The organism is Cryobacterium sp. M23 (genome assembly GCF_002929655.1).
Taxonomy (GTDB): Bacteria; Actinomycetota; Actinomycetes; order Actinomycetales; family Microbacteriaceae; genus Cryobacterium; species Cryobacterium sandaracinum.
This window is the reverse complement of the sequence record NZ_PJJV01000079.1, coordinates 113,382-128,818: the sequence shown is the minus strand read 5'-3', so window position 1 is coordinate 128,818 and position 15,437 is coordinate 113,382. Positions and strand designations below refer to the sequence as shown.

Sequence of the window (15,437 nt, the reverse complement as noted above, 5' to 3'; positions counted from 1 at the left end):
CCCCACGGCCGAGGTTTTTGGCATTTGACATTGTGCACGCTGTTGAGTTCTCAAGGATCGGACGCACTCGACTTCAAGCCCTACGGGCTGTCGCTTCGAGGCAACTTGTATAACTTACCCACCCGGCCACACCCTGTCAAATCACGGAAAGCAGCCGATTCCGAGTGCGCCAAAGCGACTCGAACAACCACCCACCAGACCAGACACGCAGCCGGAGAGAGTTACCATCTTAGGCCTCCCCCACACTCACCTGAAACAGGAACAAGCATGAGACGAAGCTAAAAACTGTGGTTCCACATGAGGCCGGGAAGCTCTGCGGCTTTCCGCACCTGTGGGGTACGTTTGAATACATTACGGCCGTCACACCGGGCCGTCAAAACCAGCAACCGCCCGGGCGTGTCACGCCCCAACGGGGGCGGAAACACGGCTTCCGTGCAGCCGGGACGGCACCCTATTCCAGCACAGCGGCAGTGCCGCTCGGGGCAAGAGTCTCGGCCTCGTCGTCCTTCACTTCGGCGGAAACCGAGTCATCCGCAACGGGGTGGGCGGCGCCCCTGTCCCCGCGGTACTTCCACAGGCCGATGCCGACCACGACGCCCGCAAGCAGGAGGGACATCAGGAGTTCCATGCGGGTGCGTTCGAGAATGGCCATGCCCGCGAGCAGTGCAACGATGGCGCCGATGGCCAGCCAGGTCAGGTAGGGGAAGGCCCACATCTTCAGACTCAGGCGACTGGCGGCATCCGTGCCCATGCGCCGTCGCAGGATCAGCTGCGACACGGCGATGACGAGCCAGACGAGAAGCGCGATCGCGCCAGAGGTGTTGACGAGGAGGAGGAAGACCGTGTCGGGCGCGATGTAGTTCAGACCCACCGTGATGAACCCGACGACGGTGGAAGACAAGACGGCGGCGCGCGGCACGCCGCGGACAGAGATTTTCGACCACGCCGGGGGTGCGTCCCCGCGTTCCGACAGGGAGAAAAGCATGCGGCTCGCGGTGTAGAGACCCGAGTTCAGGCAGGAGAGCACGCTGGTCAGCACGATGATGTCCATGATCGTGCCGGCCCCGGGGATTCCGTAGAGCTCGATCACAGCGACATAGGGACTCTTGGCCACGGAAGCGCTGTTCCACGGAAGCAGCGTGACGACGACGGCGATGGATCCGATGTAGAAGACGAGGATGCGCCAGACGGTGGATTTGACGGCCTTCTTGACCGCGTCGACCGGGTTCTCGGACTCGCCGGCAGCGATCGTGGCGATTTCGGCGCCGAAGAATGAGAAGACGACCACGAGCACGCCGCCGAGGACGGCGCCGCTGCCGCTGGGGAAGAACCCACCGTTGCCGGTGAGGTTGCTCAGGCCGGGGGCCGCGACCCCGGGCATCAACCCGAGGATGGCCACGACGCCGAGCAGCAGGAAGACGGCGATGGCCGCCACCTTGATCGACGCGAACCAGAACTCGAATTCACCGAACATTTTCACGGAGGCGACATTGGTGCCCGTGAGGAGCACCATCAGGAGGAGAGCCCAGACCCACTGGTCGACCTCCGGCACCCAGCGGTGCACGATGGCGGCGCCGGCCGTGGCCTCGATGCCGAGGACGATGATCCAGAACCAGGCGTACAACCAGCCGATGCTCAGCCCCGCCCAGCGACCGAGGGCTTTGTCGGCGTAAGTAGAGAACGAACCGGTTTCTGGATGCGCCGCCGCCATTTCGCCCAGCATCCGCATGACCAGGATAACGAGAAGTCCCGCGGCCGAGTAGGCCACGAGGATGCCCGGCCCGGCCTGCCGGATGGCAGCTCCGGACCCGACGAAAAGGCCGGCTCCGATCACGCCGGCGATTGCGATCATCGAGAGGTGTCGCGGTTTCAGGGACTTGGACAGCTGCTGGCCTCCCCCGCCCTTTTTTGCGGCAGTGCGGTCTGTGTCCGTCTCGTTGGCCATGTCACTCCAGTTTCAGTGGGATGCTGCCACCCCGACGGTGGGGCCGACTGCTATCCATTGGTGCTTCGTGAGTCAGCGTATGACCGGCGATTACCGGCGCCGAAATCAACCCGCGGGTGGAAACGTGCTTGTAACGTGCGATTAATCGGCGGGTATAAGTGCGAGGACTTCGTCGCGGATGCGCACCATCACCTCAGGGGTCCCGGCCTCCACGGTGAGTCGCAGCTCGGGCCGCACCTGCTTCTGTTGCTGCTGCGGCGCTCGCTCCGGCTCGGTGCGCGATGGGCGCACGTTGAACCACCAGAACGGTTCGTCGACGCTCGTGAGGCCGATGACCGTAAGGCCGTCGATCTCCTCGAAGTCGGCGGAACCCGTGTAGGCGTCGACGACGCGCGCGTAGACCCCGGGCAGGTCGTCGACGGCCATGCTGATCTCGCCGGAATGGGCGTAGGGCATGGCATCCGTCGCCAGCGCCGACAACGGGCGGGGCTGGAATCCGAGCTCCGCCAGAACGTGCAGGGCCGCGAGCAGACCGCTGTCGGCGCACCAGAACTGCGGGAAGTAGTAGTCGCCGGAGTACCCGAACCCGAACACTGCCCCGGTGGCCCGCAACTCGGCCCGCATCAGGGATCCGCCGACCGAGGTGGGGACCGCGGCCGCGCCGGCCGCCTCGATCGTCTCCGCAACGAAGCGGGAGACGTTGAGGTCGTGCAGAACCACCACATCCCGGCCAGGGTCCTCGATCCGCGCGCTCGCGATGGCGCGCCGGGCGAGCACGGCGCCGATCGCGGACGGGGGCACGACGCACCCGGTCTCGTCGACCACCACGCAGCGGCCGCCGTCGGCGTCGAAGCCGAGCCCGAGGTCGGCCTCGTGCTGGATCACGGCATTCCGCAGATCGGTGAGGGTGGCCGGGTCGGCAGGGTCGATGGTGTGCGGCGGGAGGTCCGGGCCCTGATCGAAGAAGAGCGGGACGATGGTGAGGGCTGCTGGGCGCGGTGTTTCGGCGGGGTCCGCCGCCACGGAGGCGCCGCCGGCCGGGTCTCCGGCAGCTTTGCCGGCATCGTCGCCGAGAACGTAGGGCACCGTGACGGCGGCGGCGCCGCGGCCGGCGTCGACCACGACCGTGAGCGGGCGGATGCCGGTGAGCCCGACGAGCGCGCGCAGCCTGGCCGCGTAGTCGGGCAGCAGGTCGAACTCGCGGCGGCGGCCGGGTGTCGCCACCGGGGTCGGCCCGGCGGCCAGATAGCCGACGGCGCGGTCACGGATGGCGCCGAGACCGTGGTCGTGCCCGATCTCTTGGGCACCCGCCCGAAGCATGGTGAGCGAGGAGGCGGTGATCCGGGCGGCCGGGGCGTTTCGGGCTCCCGAGCCGAATCGAATTTCGTCGGTGGAGGACACGCCGAGGTCGACGACGGTGGCCCCTCGGGCTTCCGCACCCCGGGTGAAGGCGGCCACGAGCTCGCCCGCCTCGCCCCGGTCGTGACCGAGGAGTACCTCGCGGCTCTGCGCACCGACTTCGTCGACGAAGGCAGCGGCAAGGGCAGCCACCATCTGCGCGGTCAACGGTGCGGCAGTCGTGCCGCACACCTCGCCCGGGCCGACGACGGCGCCCAGGCGGGCGGCGGCATCCGTCTGGTCCGTCATTCCGCGGATCCCGACTCGGCGTCCGGCCCGGCGGCCGGCTGTGCGTCCGGCCCGTCGGCCGGCTCGGTCGCCAGCCCGTCGGTGCGGAGGCGCACCAGCTGCCAGCCCTGCGGGGCTGCGGTCAGCCGGGCGTGCCGGGCGCAGAGGTCGAAGGTGTGCGGCTCGCGCTGCACGGCAAGCGGACCGAGGACGGCCATCGCGTCGGCATAGTCGAAAGTGAGAGTCGCGGCGGATTCCTCCGGGCAGGCGACACGGGAGCAGGGCCGGAATGACATTGGCTACAGGTTACCCGTCAACGGGTCGAACTAGGATGAGGGCATGTCTCGAGTTCGCCGTTCCGCCGTGTCGACGCCGGCCCCCGTTCAGCGCGGGCGAGGTCGGGACCGGCACGGCCGGGGCATCCGCAGCTCGGCGACCGGGCCTTATTTGCCGCCTCTGCAGACGCGCATCGACACCTTCGATATGACCGTGGCGTCAACCGTTGACTACCTCCGCTCGGTCTGGCCGGAGCAGCTGGGTGATGTGAGGTTCGTGGTTGCGGCCGGTCCTTCCTCGGTGCTGCCGGGCATCGGAGTGGAGCGCTGGGCCGTGAACGCCGCGGAGCGTCGCGTGGTCTTCTACCGTTTGCCGATCCAGCGCCTGACGCGGCTGCATCGGAACGACGACCTGCACCGGCGGATGGTGATCGAGAGCTGCGTGTTCCGCGCGATCGCCGAGCTGCTCGGCAAGGACCCGTGGGACCTGGCGCCGGATCGGTTCCGGCACTTCTAGGGTTCCGCTCGCGTCTTTTGCTGGCGGCGGCCGGGGTGCGCTCGGTCGCTTTTTTGTGCCCGGATCCCCGTAATTACGGAGCTTGTGGCCGAAGTTTGCCCCAATTTGAACTAATTCCAAACCGTTTGACGGAGGGGACCGAACCTCATTCAGCACCAAGAACCGCTGAATCCCAACCACAGACCCTAAGGATTTTCTCATGCGCTCATTCACCAAGACCACGCTCAGCCTCGCCACCGCGGGCCTCCTCATCGCCGGCCTCTCCGCCTGCTCGACCACCGCCGATGCGACCGCCCCGGCCGAGAATTCCTCCTCCTCTTCCTCCTCTTCCTCCGAGGGAGCAACCCCCAAGGCCCTCGCTTCGATCCCCGCATTGTCGGGCGTCGACACGTCCGTTCTCCTCGACGCCGACTTCGCTGCGGCGCTGACCAGCCTCGGCCTCACCCCCGGCACCGTGGGCACCGCCACCCTGACCGACGGCAGCCTGCACTTCCCGATCACCGGTGGAAACGTGGACTACTACGACCCCGAAGAGGACTACCGGCCCTTCGTCCAGGGCTCCATCGAGCACGAGGGCTCCGGCTTCTCACTGACCGCCGGCGAGACCACGGTCGAATTGACCAACTTCACGATCGACCCGGGCACCAGCAAGCTGTTCGGTGACGTGAGCGTCAACGGAGAGTCAGCCGCCACCCAGGTCCTCCTCTTCAACCTCTACGGCGGGACCCTGAAGCCGCTCCAGATGGATGGCGATAACGCCATCCTCGAGGGCACCACCGTGCACATCTCGGCTGAGGCCGCCGGCCTGCTCAACGACACGTTCATGACGGATGCTGTCGCTGACCAGCTCCTGGTCGGCATCGCGAAGATCACGGTCGCCACCAAGTAACACCGCTTGTCAGGAAGGGCCCGCTGCGCAGATGCGCAGCGGGCCCTTCCTTGTGTTGCTCGCGGTAGTCGAGACGCTGACCCGGCGGCCCGGCGGCCCGGCGGCCCGGCGGCCCGGTTCTGCCGCCCGGTTCTGCCGCCCGCCCGGGGCATCCGGGGCGGCCGCGGTCGCTAACTTCGGGGATTTTCGCAACACGCCGCACACCCAGGCGCCACAACCGGCATTTCGCGAAAATCTCCGCGTTTACGTCACACAGCGGATGCGAGGTGAGGGCCGTGTGACCGATGCCCGCGGCGGACAGTTAAACGGATTGCGCCGTGGCCCCTCTTCTCCTTCACGATATGGGCGTCATCGGGTTATCCACAGAGCGATGACTGGTGCCGATCTGGGGCATGGAATGTCAGTGGATACCCGTAGCGTCTCCCTCATGAAGCCCACTTATAGCGATAAGTTCGAGGCCCGGGGCGACACTTCGAGGCGATTCAGGCGACGCAGGCGGAGTCCGCCCGAGTCGACGCCCGATTCGCCGCGCAGGTCAATGGAGCCCGCCGGTATTCCGAGGTCACGGCCCGGAACGCGACTCGGGGGAGCTCCGTGCACCTGCCCGACGGGACGCTGAAGAAGACGTCACCGACCGGGCGCGCCCTCCTCAGCGAACCAGCCACGATCATCCGCCCGGCGGGGCATCCGGCGGGGCATCCGGCGGGGCATCCGGCGGAGAAGGAGGAGAAGGCGGAAGAGTAGAAGGTGAAGAAGGCGCGGCAGCCGGATTCGGACGTGCCGGCGCCGTTCTGATCGGGCGGAACAGGCGTCGTGCCACCTCGGGGCGGGCGCGGTGGATCGACATGACGACGATGACGACGATAGCCGTGGCGATGGCCACCCGGGTAAGCGGAATCGACGGGACCAGCAAGCGGAGGGTGAGGGCCATCGGCACCAGAAGCCATTCCCAGCGGCCGCTGAGGGCGATGAACGGCAGCAGCAGCAGGGCATACCAGGAGTACCGCGGGCTCAGAATGAGCAGCGCACTGCCGATCATGACAAGTTGGCCCAGCCAGGGCTGGTCGGGGTCCGTCTTCCAGATCACGAGCACGGCGATGACGAAAAGCAGCACACCGGCAACGATGACGGCCGAGCCGCCCGGGGCGACCAGCGAGAGCAGGGCGAAGCGGGTGCCGTCCTCGTACCCTTCCTCGGAGAGGTAGCCGGGCAGATAGCCGAGCACCCCGATACCGGTGGTCAGCACATACGGCACGTACAGCAGCAGGAAGGTGGCCACGGCGGCCACGGCGACCTTCCACCCCTGGCGCCGCAGCATGGCAGGGGCCGCGAGCACGGGAATCAGCTTGGTCGCGATCGCCGCGCCGAGCGCGATCCCACCGCTCCAATAGCGCCGGCCGGTGACCAGGAACACCGCGCTCAACGTGAAGACGACGCCGAGCATGTCGATGTGGGAATTCGTGACCGCTTCCGTGGCCACGAGCGGACACCAGGCCCAAAGCGCGGCGAACCGCTGGTCGATGCCGCGGCGGCGCATCCCGACCAGCAGCATCACCGTGGTGCCGACGCTGAGCAGGAGGCCCGTCAGTTGCAGCGGCCAGTACTCCGCATCCGGCCCGGTGACCGCCCGGACGCCGGCGAAGAAGATCTCGGCGGCCGGCGGATAGATCGTGGGCACTCCGGTGCGGTTCAGTGCCGAACAGAGAATCTCGTCGGACTCACTTTTCAGCGCCGTCTGGATGCGTTCGCCGACGCACACGAGATCGCCGGCCGCGGTCAGCTCCGGAGCCGGAAACAACCAGTCGGGGCGCAGGGCGTCGAGCCGATCGTCGGCCGGCGTGTAGGCATACGGCGAAATGCCCGCGGTGGCGACGATGCCGTCCCAGGCGTAGCGCGCGGAGTCCGTGCTCGTGTTCGGCGGACCGACCATGGCCGCGGCCCCGATCCCGACCGAACCCGCCAGGATCAGCACGACCACGGCCCGGCCCCGCACCCCGCGCAGTAGGACCACGGCGAGCGCGAAAAGCAGCCACAGCCCGCTGGTGCAGATGACCAGAGGCACCGTGTCGCGTCCCGGCTTGAACAGGTCATACGCGAGCACGCTGAAGGCCGTCAGGGCCGCACTGGCGGCAAGGAGGAGGGAGACAACGGCGATACGCACCCTGCCATCCTGACGGAACCCGGGCATTCGGGCCCAACCGTCCCGGTGCGCGTCACCGGACCGTAAGGATTGCGCCGCCTCTCCGGGCACCCCGGATGATGCAATGGAACCATGAGACGAATGATGTACGAGGCCCAGCGCGCGCTGGCCTCCCCGGTGCGCAATCCCCGGCTGGCGGTCGTGATCGGCCGGCTGCTCGGCGCCGCGTTCATCGTCTGCTTCGGCACCGGCCTGTACAGCCATTTCCTGCAGGAGCCGCTGCCGTGGATGCGGTTCCCGACCCGGCCCGCGTCGCTCTACCAGATCACCCAGGGCACGCACATCGTGGCCGGCATCGCATGCTTCCCGCTGCTGCTGGCCAAGCTCTACATCGTCTTCCCCGACCTGTTCCAGTGGCCGCCGGTGAAATCGTTCCTACACCTGCTCGAACGCGCGTCGATCGCCCTCTTCGTGGGCGCATCCCTGGTGCAGATCACCATCGGCCTGATCAACACCTACCAGTGGTACCCGTGGCCCTTTCCCTTCCGCGAGGTGCACTACGCCCTCGGCTGGGTGTTGGTGGGACTGCTGGTACTGCACATCGGCATCAAGCTGCCGATCATCACACGGTTCTGGAACGGGCGCGCCGCTGCCGAGCACGAGGCAACGGATGCCGCGAGCGACGTTGAGTCACCGGCCGACGTCGAGGCGGTGCGGCTCTGGGGCAGCGGACGTCCGTCCGGTGTGACGGGCCGGTTGATCGCCTGGATCGACGCCACGCCCTCGTTCGTGAGCGAGACGAAGACCGTGAGCGAGACGACGACCGTGAGTCGCCGGGGCTTCCTCACCACCGTCGGAATCGCCTGCGCCGCCGTGGTGGGGCTGACCGCCGGCCAGACCTTTGCGCCTCTGGACGCGGTGAACGTGTTCGGTCCGCGCAAGAAGGGCGTCGGCCCGCAGGGCCTCCCGGTGAACCGCACGGCCGAGGAGGCAAAGGTCACCGCGTCGGCCGTCGCCGCCGGCTGGGTGCTCACCCTCGCTGCCGGTGGCGTGGAGCGCAGCTTCAGCCGCGCCGAGCTCGAGGCCCTGCCGCAGACCGAGGTGGAACTGCCGATCGCCTGCGTCGAGGGCTGGAGCCAACTGGCGCTCTGGCGCGGGGTTCGCCTGTCGGAACTGGCCGACCTGGTCGGCGCCGACACCGGCGCATCCTTTCGCCTGATCAGTCTCGAAGAGCGCGGCAGCTTCAAGAAGACCGAGATGGGACCGGAATACGTGCGGGACCCGCTGACCCTGGTGGCGCTCGAGCTGAACGGCGAGACGCTCGACCTGCAGCACGGTTACCCGGCACGCATGATCGCCCCGGGACGGCCCGGAGTGCTGCAAACCAAATGGCTGAGCCGGATCGAGGCGATCACCGCATGAACACCGCAGGTATGACAACAGCACGCGCGACCACCGCGCTCCCCCACGCCGGCGACCGACGGATGCGCGCAGCCCGCACCACGCTGATCCTGCTCGGCACGTCCGGGCTCCTCTTCGGCCTCTACGTTCTGTTCGACACAGTGCGGATCACCCGACTGCCCGGGGTGGCGCTCTGGATCGGCGCGGCGATCGTGCTGCACGACGCCGTGCTGGCGCCCCTGGTCTTCTTCTGCGGCCTTCTGCTGCGCCGCGCGGGGCGCCGCGTCACGGGCACGATCGTGCTGGTCGTGCAGGCCGCCATCGTGGTCGGCTCGATCATGACGCTGATCGTGGTGCCCGCGATCGTCGCCCGGTCGCTCACCTCGAACAATCCGAGCATCCTTCCGCTCGACTACGGTCGGAACCTCGCTCTGTTCTGGGTGGCCGTCGCCCTGGTCGCGACGGTCTGGTCGGTCGTGCTCTACGCTCGCAGCAGGCGCGCGAACCAGCGGCCGTCCAGCCGCCAGTCCTGAGTCACGACCAGACCGGTCGCTCCGGCACGGTCGCGGAGGCCGTTAATGCCGATTTCCGCCCAGGGGAACACGGCGCTGCGGCTCCCGGTTGAATCCTCGATGGTGCCGAGGTAGCTGTCGTCCCGGGCTGGGTCGTGGCTGAGTTCGACCAGGAGAACGCCGTCCGGCGCCAGCAGGTCGGCGCAGCGCGTGAGCAGAACGGATGCGTCGCCGCCGATTCCGATGTTGCCGTCGACGAGCAGCGCGGCCGCCCAGCCACCCTCCAGCGGCAGAGGGTCGAAGACGCTGCCCTGCAACACGTCGAGGCCGGCGTCTGCGGCCATGCGCACGGCGGTCGCCGACACGTCGAGGCCGAGCGCGGTCAGCCCCAGCCCCATGGCGGCCCGCACCATGCGGCCGGGGCCGCAGCCGATGTCGAGCACCGGGCCGGTGATCCCGTCGAGCAGGCAGAGGTCGGTGTCGTCGGCGTCGGCGCTCCACCGGCCGGCGTCGATGGTGGCGTGCTCGCCGGAGGATATCCGGCGCAGGTAGAGCACGTTGTCGGCGTTCCGCAGCGCGGCGGCATAGGGCTCCGCGCCGCCGGCACCGAAGGTGGTCGGTTCGGCCCGCTCCCCCTCGAGTTGTGCGGCCAGCAGCGTCATCGGAAATTGTCCGTCGGGCTCGGCGGCATCATGGCGGCCAGGGCCGCGGCGAATCTGCCGGTGGGCGCGATCCCCGCCACCCGGTGGGCGTCTTCGATGGTGTCCACATCGGTGAGGGTAGGCAACAGGTTCACGCGCAACCCGGCATCCGTCAGCCGTTTCAGCTGCACAGCGCCAGTATCGTCCCGGGACATCGGCACGCCGCGGATCAGGTCGCCGGTCGGGTCGTTCAGGGCGAGCGCCCAGAATCCGCCGTCGTTCGCGAAGCCGAACCAGGCATCCACGTCATCGGTCCAGTCGGTGAAGACGGGTTCAAGCAGGGCGGAGGTGACCTGCGGGGTGTCCATGCCGACCAGCAGCATGGGACCCTCGCAGGCGTCGAACACGGCCGCGAGCCGCAGGTCGAGGGTGCCCTCCACCTGTGGCAGGATCTCGTAGCCGGCGGCTGCGTTCGGCGCAATCACACCGTCGAAGGCCAGAATGCGGCGGGTCGCGGGCAGGGCGGCGACCGCGGCGAGAGTGTCGTCGAGGCTGGCCGCCGCCAGATCGGCGGCCTGTTCGAGGCTCAGCGGCGGGTGCAGCCGGGTCTTCACCCGACCGGGAAGGCATTCCTTGGCGATCACGACGATGGTCGTCATCGGCGCGTCTCCCGGAGGAGGGCGGACATGTCATTGACCGCGGTCAGGGTGCCGCGCACGGTTCCGGTCACCTTGCTGCGGCCGACCCTGGGCGAATACGTCGTGTCAACCTCGAGGATGCGCCAGTTCGCCGACGCCGCCTTCAAGAACATCTCCAGCGGATACCCGCTGCGGCGGTCCTGGAGATTGAGGTCCAGCACGGATTCGCGGAGCGCGGCGCGCATGGGGCCGAGGTCATGGATGTTCACCCCTGTTATTCGGCGCAGACGCCAGGACAGACTGGAATTGGCGAGGCGCGCGTGCAGCGGCCAGGATTTGGCGGTCGCGGGCCGGCGGCGGCCGAGCACCAGGTCGGCGGATCCGGCCCGCACGGGATCGACCAGGAGCGGCAGTTCGGCCGGGTCCATCGACGCGTCGGCGTCGCAGAAGGCGACAATCGGCGCGGTGGCCGCCAGGAGGCCCGCGTGAGCGGCGGCGCCGAAGCCGCGGCGCGCCTCGTGCACGACCTGGGCGCCGGCCATGGCGGCGATATCGGCCGATCCGTCGGTCGAGCCGTTGTCGACGACGATGGCCCGATACCCCTCCGGGAGCCGCGACAGCACCCAGGGCAGGGCGTCGGCTTCGTTCAGGCATGGCAGCACGAGGTCCACCTGGAACACAGTCATGACTCGACACTATGGGGGCCTGCTCCGCCGAAACGGCCAAAGAGATTACGGAGTGAGGAAGAAACGGTGTCGCCTGCTCCGGCCCGGCACACCCGGTGCCCGCCGCTCTATCCTGATTTCGTGCCTTCTTCCCTGCCCCCGGGCGATTTGCGCCCGCTACCGCCTCTCGAGCGCCGCATCCTCGTCGTCGACGACGACCCGACGGTGTCCGAGATCGTCTGCCGGTATCTGCGGGCGTCCGGGTTCGTGGTCGACGAGGCGGCAGACGGCTTGGACGGGCTCGCGAAAGCCGAACAGCTGCGGCCAGACCTGGTCGTGCTCGACCGGATGCTGCCACTCCTGGACGGAATCGAGGTGTGCCGGCGCATCCGCGGGGACTGGGAGATCCCGGTGATCATGTTGACCGCCCTCAACCAGGAGGAGGACCGCATCGACGGCCTCGAGGCCGGCGCCGACGACTACCTGACCAAACCGTTCTCCCCGCGCGAGCTCGTGCTGCGGGTGCAGTCGGTGCTGCGCCGGAGCACCGCGCCCGCCGTGCCGGCCGGGCTGGTCTCGGCCGGCGACTTCGCCCTGGACGCGCAGGCGCACGAGGTGCGGCTGCGCGGCGAGCCGCTGGTGCTCACCGCGCGGGAATTCGACCTGCTGGCCCATCTGATCAGGCGTCCGCACACCGTGCTCAGCCGGGAGGACCTGCTTCGTTCGGTCTGGGGCTGGGAGTTCGGCGACCTGTCCACGGTGACGGTGCACGTGCGCCGGCTGCGGGAGAAGATCGAGGCTGACCCGGCGCAGCCCCGGCTGCTGAACACGGTCTGGGGGGTCGGCTACCGGTTCGACCCGGTTCCGCTGGCTCCCACGGGGCGGCAGTCATGACACCGGATGTGCTCCTCACGGTCTCCCTGTTCACGCTGGCCTGCGCGGTGGTCGTCGGCGGTGCCGGCCTGCTCACCCTGCGCCTGCTCTCCCGCACCTCCCTCGTTCTGAAGCTGATGGTGATCGCCCTTGCCACGGTGGTGTCGGTCGTCGGCGGGATGGCGGCGGTCGCCTCGCAGACATACGTCTCCCGGCACGACCTCACGGTCTTCTACTCCGTGGCCAGTGTCGCCGGCCTGGTGTCGCTGGCCATGGCCGCGGTGCTCAACCGTCAGCTCGCCCGGGACAGCCGCTCCCTGCGCTCGGCCGCGGCCAGCATCGGGCGCGGCGAACGGGTCGCTGCGACCGACCGGCACAGCAACAACGAGTTCACGGCGCTGGCCGGGGAGCTGGCCGCGACCGGGGAACACCTCGCCGAATCCCGTGTCCGCGAGAATCAGATCGAGGAGTCACGGCACGAGCTGATCGCCTGGATCTCCCATGACCTGCGCACGCCGCTCGCGGGCATCCGTGCCATGGCCGAAGCCCTCGAGGACGGCATGGTCGAGGACCCGGAACGGTACTACACGCAGATGCGCGGGCAGGTGGACCGGCTCACGGGTATGGTCGACGACCTGTTCGAGCTGTCGAAAATCCACTCCGGCACCCTGCGCCTGAGGCTGCAGCCGGTCTCGCTCTACGACCTGATCAGCGACACCGTCGCCGGACTCTGGCCGATCGCCCAGGCCAAGTCGCTCGACCTGCGATTCGCCGGAGAGAAGGGGCTGACCATCCTCGCGGACCCGCGCGAACTGTCCCGGGTGGTCGGCAACCTCGTCATGAACGCCATCCAGCATTCGCCGGCCGGCAGCTCGATCGTGGTCTCGGTCACGGCCAGCACCGGATCGGGTGCCGGTGCCACCGACCACGCCGTGATCTCGGTAACGGATGCCGCTGGCGGCATCCCCGAGCAGGACCTCAGCCGGGTCTTCGAAGCCGGCTGGCGGGCGAGCGGTCCGCGCACCCCGGTGGCCGAACCGTCGGGCACCGGCGGCGCTGGTCTCGGCCTGGCCATCGTGCAGGGGATCGTGCGGGCGCACCACGGCGAAGTGCGGGTGCTGAACGTGCCCGGCGGGTGCCGGTTCGAGGTGCTGTTGCCGCGGCATCCGATCGCTACGCGCTGATCCGCGCCGGACGCCCCGAACGAATTCGACGGAGATTTTGACTGAATCGGCGCCAGAAGCGCTGAAAAAGCCGGTTCACACGAAAATCTCCGTCGAATTGGTTCATACCAGGGCTACCGGGTGACGGCGGCGCGCAGGGGCGCGTTCGCGAAAGCGCGCATGCCCTCCTCGAATGAAATGCTGGGTGCCCAGTCCAGTTCGCGGCGGAGTCGCCCCGAGGAGGCCGTGATGTGCCGCACATCGCCGAGCCGGAATTGCCCGGTGACGACGGGGGTCGGTCCGTCGGTGGCCACGCTGAGGGCCGCGGCCATCTCGCCGATAGTGTGCACGACGCCGCTGCCCACGTTGAAGGGGCGGAAGGTGGACGGCTCGGTGCCGGCGGTCCAGTCGAGCGCGGCGAGGTTGGCCGAGGCGACGTCGGCGACGTGCACGAAGTCGCGACGCTGGCCGCCGTCTTCGTAGACCCGTGGGGCCTCGCCGCGTTCCAGGGCCGAGCGGAACAGCGACGCGACACCCGCGTAGGGCGTGTTCTGCGGCATCCCCGGCCCGTAGACGTTGTGGTAACGGAGCGCCGCGGCCCGGCCTCCGGTGACGCGGGCCCACGCCGATGCGAGGTATTCCTGTCCCAGCTTGGTGCTCGCGTAGACGTTGCGCGGGTCGAGCGGGTCGTCCTCGGAGATGAGCAGTGGCTCGAGGGCCTCACCGGTGGCCTCATCGACGGGGTCGAACACGCCCCGCAGCAGATCGGCCTCGCGGCGCGGTCCCGGACGCGTGAACCCCTCCGGGCCGCGGTAGCTTCCCTCCCCGTAGACCACCATCGAGGAGGCCAGCACGAACCGGTTGATCCCGGCCTCGGTCATCGCCGCGAGCAGAACGGCCGTGCCGACCTCGTTGCTGTGCACATAGTCGGGGGCGTCGGCGAAGTCCACGCCGAGGCCGACCTTCGCGGCCTGGTGACAGACGGCATCCGTGTCGCGGAGAGCGAGCGCGACGACGGATGCGTCGGTCACGTCGCCGACGATCACGTCAACACCGTCCGGCAGCACCGGGAGTCCACCGTGCACGTCACTGCGAAGGGAGTCGAGCACCCGTACCTGCCAGCCGCGGGCGAGCGCGTCCCGGACGATCGCGCCGCCGATGAAACCGGCCCCACCCGTGACGAGCAGGCGCCGGGTCACGCGTCGGCTCCGGCCGGCGCGGCAGGGGCAGGTGCAGGTGCAGGTCGACGATCGAGCACGACGCCGACCTGCTCGGGGGAGATCAGCTCGCGGGGGGCGAAATTCTCGGGCAGGGCACGCAGGATGCCGTCGATTGCGGCCAGGATCCTCGGCTGGGCGGCCCGGAGACGCGTGAAGACCAGGCTGGCGGAAACGGTATCCGGGTCGGCCTCGGACTGAGGTGTGATGGTCTGAGCGGTGTCGGTTTGAACGTTGGGCACCGGGGCCAGGCCTGCGTCGGCGTCGGTGACGAAGGAGAGATTGACCGTGCCCATGTTGAGTTCGGCGGCCAGGACGACCTCCGGGTACTGCGTCATGTTGACGGTGTGCGCGCCCGCGGCGCGGAACCAGAGCGATTCCGCCCGGGTGGAGAACCGCGGGCCCTGAATCACGACGCAGGTGCCGGTGGGTGCGAAGTTCTCCTCCAGCGCCGCGAGCGCGCCGATCGCGAGGCGGCGCAACTCCGGATCGAACGGGTCGGCCGCGGCCAGGTGCCCGACCGTGCCCTGGTCGTAGAAGGTGTCGGCACGGCCCGAGGTGCGGTCGATGAACTGGTCGGTCACCACCAGCATCCCCGGCGGGTATGCGGGGCTGACGCCGCCGACGGCCGACGAGGAGATGATGGCCTTCACGCCCAGCGACGCGAGCGCCCAGATGTTGGCCCGATAGTTGATCAGGTGCGGCGCCACCGAATGGTCGCCGCCGTGCCGGGCCAGGAAGGCGACCCGCCGGCCGGCCCGCAGTCCGATGGTGATCGACGCCGAGGGAGGGCCATAGGGCGTGATGATGTCGACGGATGTCTCGGTGCCGGCGTCGAAGAGCCGGTACAGTCCGGACCCGCCGATGACGGCGACGCCCACGTCGGCGGCGCTGGTGGTGCTAGTGGTGGTGCTGGTGGTCTCGATCACGGGATC

Annotated in this window: 15 protein-coding genes; 6 read left to right on the top strand and 9 right to left on the bottom strand. The window is 68.8% G+C overall.

Annotation, left to right across the window (positions count from 1 at the left end):
* Window positions 1–451 precede the first annotated feature (451 nt).
* The 3 genes from CXY82_RS13870 to CXY82_RS13860 all read right to left on the bottom strand — a co-directional run bounded on the left by CXY82_RS13870 (window position 452) and on the right by CXY82_RS13860 (window position 3,867).
* Window positions 452–1,945, bottom strand: coding sequence for an amino acid permease (locus CXY82_RS13870; RefSeq protein ID WP_104171428.1), 1,494 nt, complete (start codon window positions 1,943–1,945; stop codon window positions 452–454).
* 141 nt (window positions 1,946–2,086) lie between these two features.
* Window positions 2,087–3,592, bottom strand: a complete 1,506-nt coding sequence (manB, locus tag CXY82_RS13865) for a phosphomannomutase/phosphoglucomutase (protein ID WP_104171427.1) — start codon at window positions 3,590–3,592, stop codon at window positions 2,087–2,089.
* Window positions 3,589–3,867: a DUF3499 family protein gene (locus tag CXY82_RS13860; RefSeq protein ID WP_104171426.1), complete on the bottom strand. Its 279-nt coding sequence runs from the start codon at window positions 3,865–3,867 to the stop codon at window positions 3,589–3,591. The genes manB and CXY82_RS13860 overlap by 4 nt, the downstream gene beginning before the upstream one ends.
* Window positions 3,868–3,910: 43 nt before the next feature.
* Between CXY82_RS13860 and CXY82_RS13855 the strand changes: the two genes are divergently transcribed.
* Window positions 3,911–4,363, top strand: coding sequence for a metallopeptidase family protein (locus tag CXY82_RS13855; protein ID WP_104171425.1), 453 nt, complete (start codon window positions 3,911–3,913; stop codon window positions 4,361–4,363).
* A 199-nt stretch (window positions 4,364–4,562) separates the two neighbouring features.
* Window positions 4,563–5,252, top strand: a complete 690-nt coding sequence (locus CXY82_RS13850) for a hypothetical protein (protein ID WP_104171424.1) — start codon at window positions 4,563–4,565, stop codon at window positions 5,250–5,252.
* A gap of 667 nt (window positions 5,253–5,919) precedes the next feature.
* Here the strand turns inward: CXY82_RS13850 and CXY82_RS13845 are convergent.
* Window positions 5,920–7,413, bottom strand: coding sequence for a glycosyltransferase family 87 protein (locus CXY82_RS13845; protein WP_158252194.1), 1,494 nt, complete (start codon window positions 7,411–7,413; stop codon window positions 5,920–5,922).
* 111 nt (window positions 7,414–7,524) lie between these two features.
* On the opposite strand from CXY82_RS13845, the gene CXY82_RS13840 reads away from it, so the two are divergent.
* Together CXY82_RS13840 and CXY82_RS13835 are read left to right on the top strand one after the other, a co-directional pair.
* Complete coding sequence (locus tag CXY82_RS13840; RefSeq protein WP_104171422.1) at window positions 7,525–8,814, top strand: molybdopterin-dependent oxidoreductase; 1,290 nt, start codon at window positions 7,525–7,527, stop codon at window positions 8,812–8,814.
* Between the two features lie 11 nt (window positions 8,815–8,825).
* Window positions 8,826–9,326: a hypothetical protein gene (locus CXY82_RS13835; RefSeq protein WP_104099189.1), complete on the top strand. Its 501-nt coding sequence runs from the start codon at window positions 8,826–8,828 to the stop codon at window positions 9,324–9,326.
* Here CXY82_RS13835 and CXY82_RS13830 read toward each other — a convergent pair.
* The 3 genes from CXY82_RS13830 to CXY82_RS13820 are packed head-to-tail and all read right to left on the bottom strand — an operon-like array spanning window position 9,275 to window position 11,270.
* The gene (locus CXY82_RS13830) at window positions 9,275–9,967 is read right to left on the bottom strand and encodes a bifunctional 2-polyprenyl-6-hydroxyphenol methylase/3-demethylubiquinol 3-O-methyltransferase UbiG (RefSeq protein ID WP_104171421.1); all 693 of its coding nucleotides are present in this window, start codon (window positions 9,965–9,967) and stop codon (window positions 9,275–9,277) included. The genes CXY82_RS13835 and CXY82_RS13830 overlap by 52 nt on opposite strands.
* Complete coding sequence (locus CXY82_RS13825) at window positions 9,964–10,605, bottom strand: DUF2064 domain-containing protein (RefSeq protein WP_104171420.1); 642 nt, start codon at window positions 10,603–10,605, stop codon at window positions 9,964–9,966. The genes CXY82_RS13830 and CXY82_RS13825 overlap by 4 nt, the downstream gene beginning before the upstream one ends.
* Window positions 10,602–11,270 carry a glycosyltransferase family 2 protein gene (locus tag CXY82_RS13820; protein ID WP_104171419.1) on the bottom strand — a complete coding sequence of 223 codons (669 nt, stop codon included), beginning with the start codon at window positions 11,268–11,270 and terminating at the stop codon, window positions 10,602–10,604. The genes CXY82_RS13825 and CXY82_RS13820 overlap by 4 nt, the downstream gene beginning before the upstream one ends.
* A gap of 120 nt (window positions 11,271–11,390) precedes the next feature.
* Here CXY82_RS13820 and CXY82_RS13815 point away from each other — a divergent pair, with 120 nt between their 5' ends.
* Window positions 11,391–12,143, top strand: a complete 753-nt coding sequence (locus CXY82_RS13815) for a response regulator transcription factor (protein WP_233199350.1) — start codon at window positions 11,391–11,393, stop codon at window positions 12,141–12,143.
* On the top strand, window positions 12,140–13,306 hold the full coding sequence (locus tag CXY82_RS13810) for a sensor histidine kinase KdpD (RefSeq protein WP_104171418.1): 1,167 nt from the start codon (window positions 12,140–12,142) through the stop codon (window positions 13,304–13,306). Before CXY82_RS13815 ends, CXY82_RS13810 begins: the two co-directional genes overlap by 4 nt.
* 113 nt (window positions 13,307–13,419) lie before the next feature.
* Here CXY82_RS13810 and CXY82_RS13805 read toward each other — a convergent pair whose 3' ends face one another.
* Together CXY82_RS13805 and CXY82_RS13800 are read right to left on the bottom strand one after the other, a co-directional pair.
* Complete coding sequence (locus CXY82_RS13805) at window positions 13,420–14,484, bottom strand: NAD(P)-dependent oxidoreductase (RefSeq protein WP_104171417.1); 1,065 nt, start codon at window positions 14,482–14,484, stop codon at window positions 13,420–13,422.
* Window positions 14,481–15,431 (bottom strand): MTAP family purine nucleoside phosphorylase, encoded by a 951-nt coding sequence (locus tag CXY82_RS13800; protein WP_233199349.1) that lies wholly within the window; start codon window positions 15,429–15,431, stop codon window positions 14,481–14,483. Before CXY82_RS13800 ends, CXY82_RS13805 begins: the two co-directional genes overlap by 4 nt.
* Window positions 15,432–15,437: the final 6 nt, after the last annotated feature.

What these genes read in the sequence shown, in the direction of transcription:
- CXY82_RS13825 (WP_104171420.1), bottom strand. Translation starts at nt 10,605, where the DNA reads ATGACGACCATCGTCGTGATCGCCAAGGAATGCCTTCCCGGTCGGGTG.
- manB (WP_104171427.1), bottom strand. Translation starts at nt 3,592, where the DNA reads ATGACGGACCAGACGGATGCCGCCGCCCGCCTGGGCGCCGTCGTCGGC.
- CXY82_RS13830 (WP_104171421.1), bottom strand. Translation starts at nt 9,967, where the DNA reads ATGACGCTGCTGGCCGCACAACTCGAGGGGGAGCGGGCCGAACCGACC.
- CXY82_RS13810 (WP_104171418.1), top strand. Translation starts at nt 12,140, where the DNA reads ATGACACCGGATGTGCTCCTCACGGTCTCCCTGTTCACGCTGGCCTGC.
- CXY82_RS13820 (WP_104171419.1), bottom strand. Translation starts at nt 11,270, where the DNA reads ATGACTGTGTTCCAGGTGGACCTCGTGCTGCCATGCCTGAACGAAGCC.
- CXY82_RS13860 (WP_104171426.1), bottom strand. Translation starts at nt 3,867, where the DNA reads ATGTCATTCCGGCCCTGCTCCCGTGTCGCCTGCCCGGAGGAATCCGCC.
- CXY82_RS13855 (WP_104171425.1), top strand. Translation starts at nt 3,911, where the DNA reads ATGTCTCGAGTTCGCCGTTCCGCCGTGTCGACGCCGGCCCCCGTTCAG.
- CXY82_RS13870 (WP_104171428.1), bottom strand. Translation starts at nt 1,945, where the DNA reads ATGGCCAACGAGACGGACACAGACCGCACTGCCGCAAAAAAGGGCGGG.
- CXY82_RS13835 (WP_104099189.1), top strand. Translation starts at nt 8,826, where the DNA reads ATGACAACAGCACGCGCGACCACCGCGCTCCCCCACGCCGGCGACCGA.
- CXY82_RS13840 (WP_104171422.1), top strand. Translation starts at nt 7,525, where the DNA reads ATGAGACGAATGATGTACGAGGCCCAGCGCGCGCTGGCCTCCCCGGTG.
- CXY82_RS13850 (WP_104171424.1), top strand. Translation starts at nt 4,563, where the DNA reads ATGCGCTCATTCACCAAGACCACGCTCAGCCTCGCCACCGCGGGCCTC.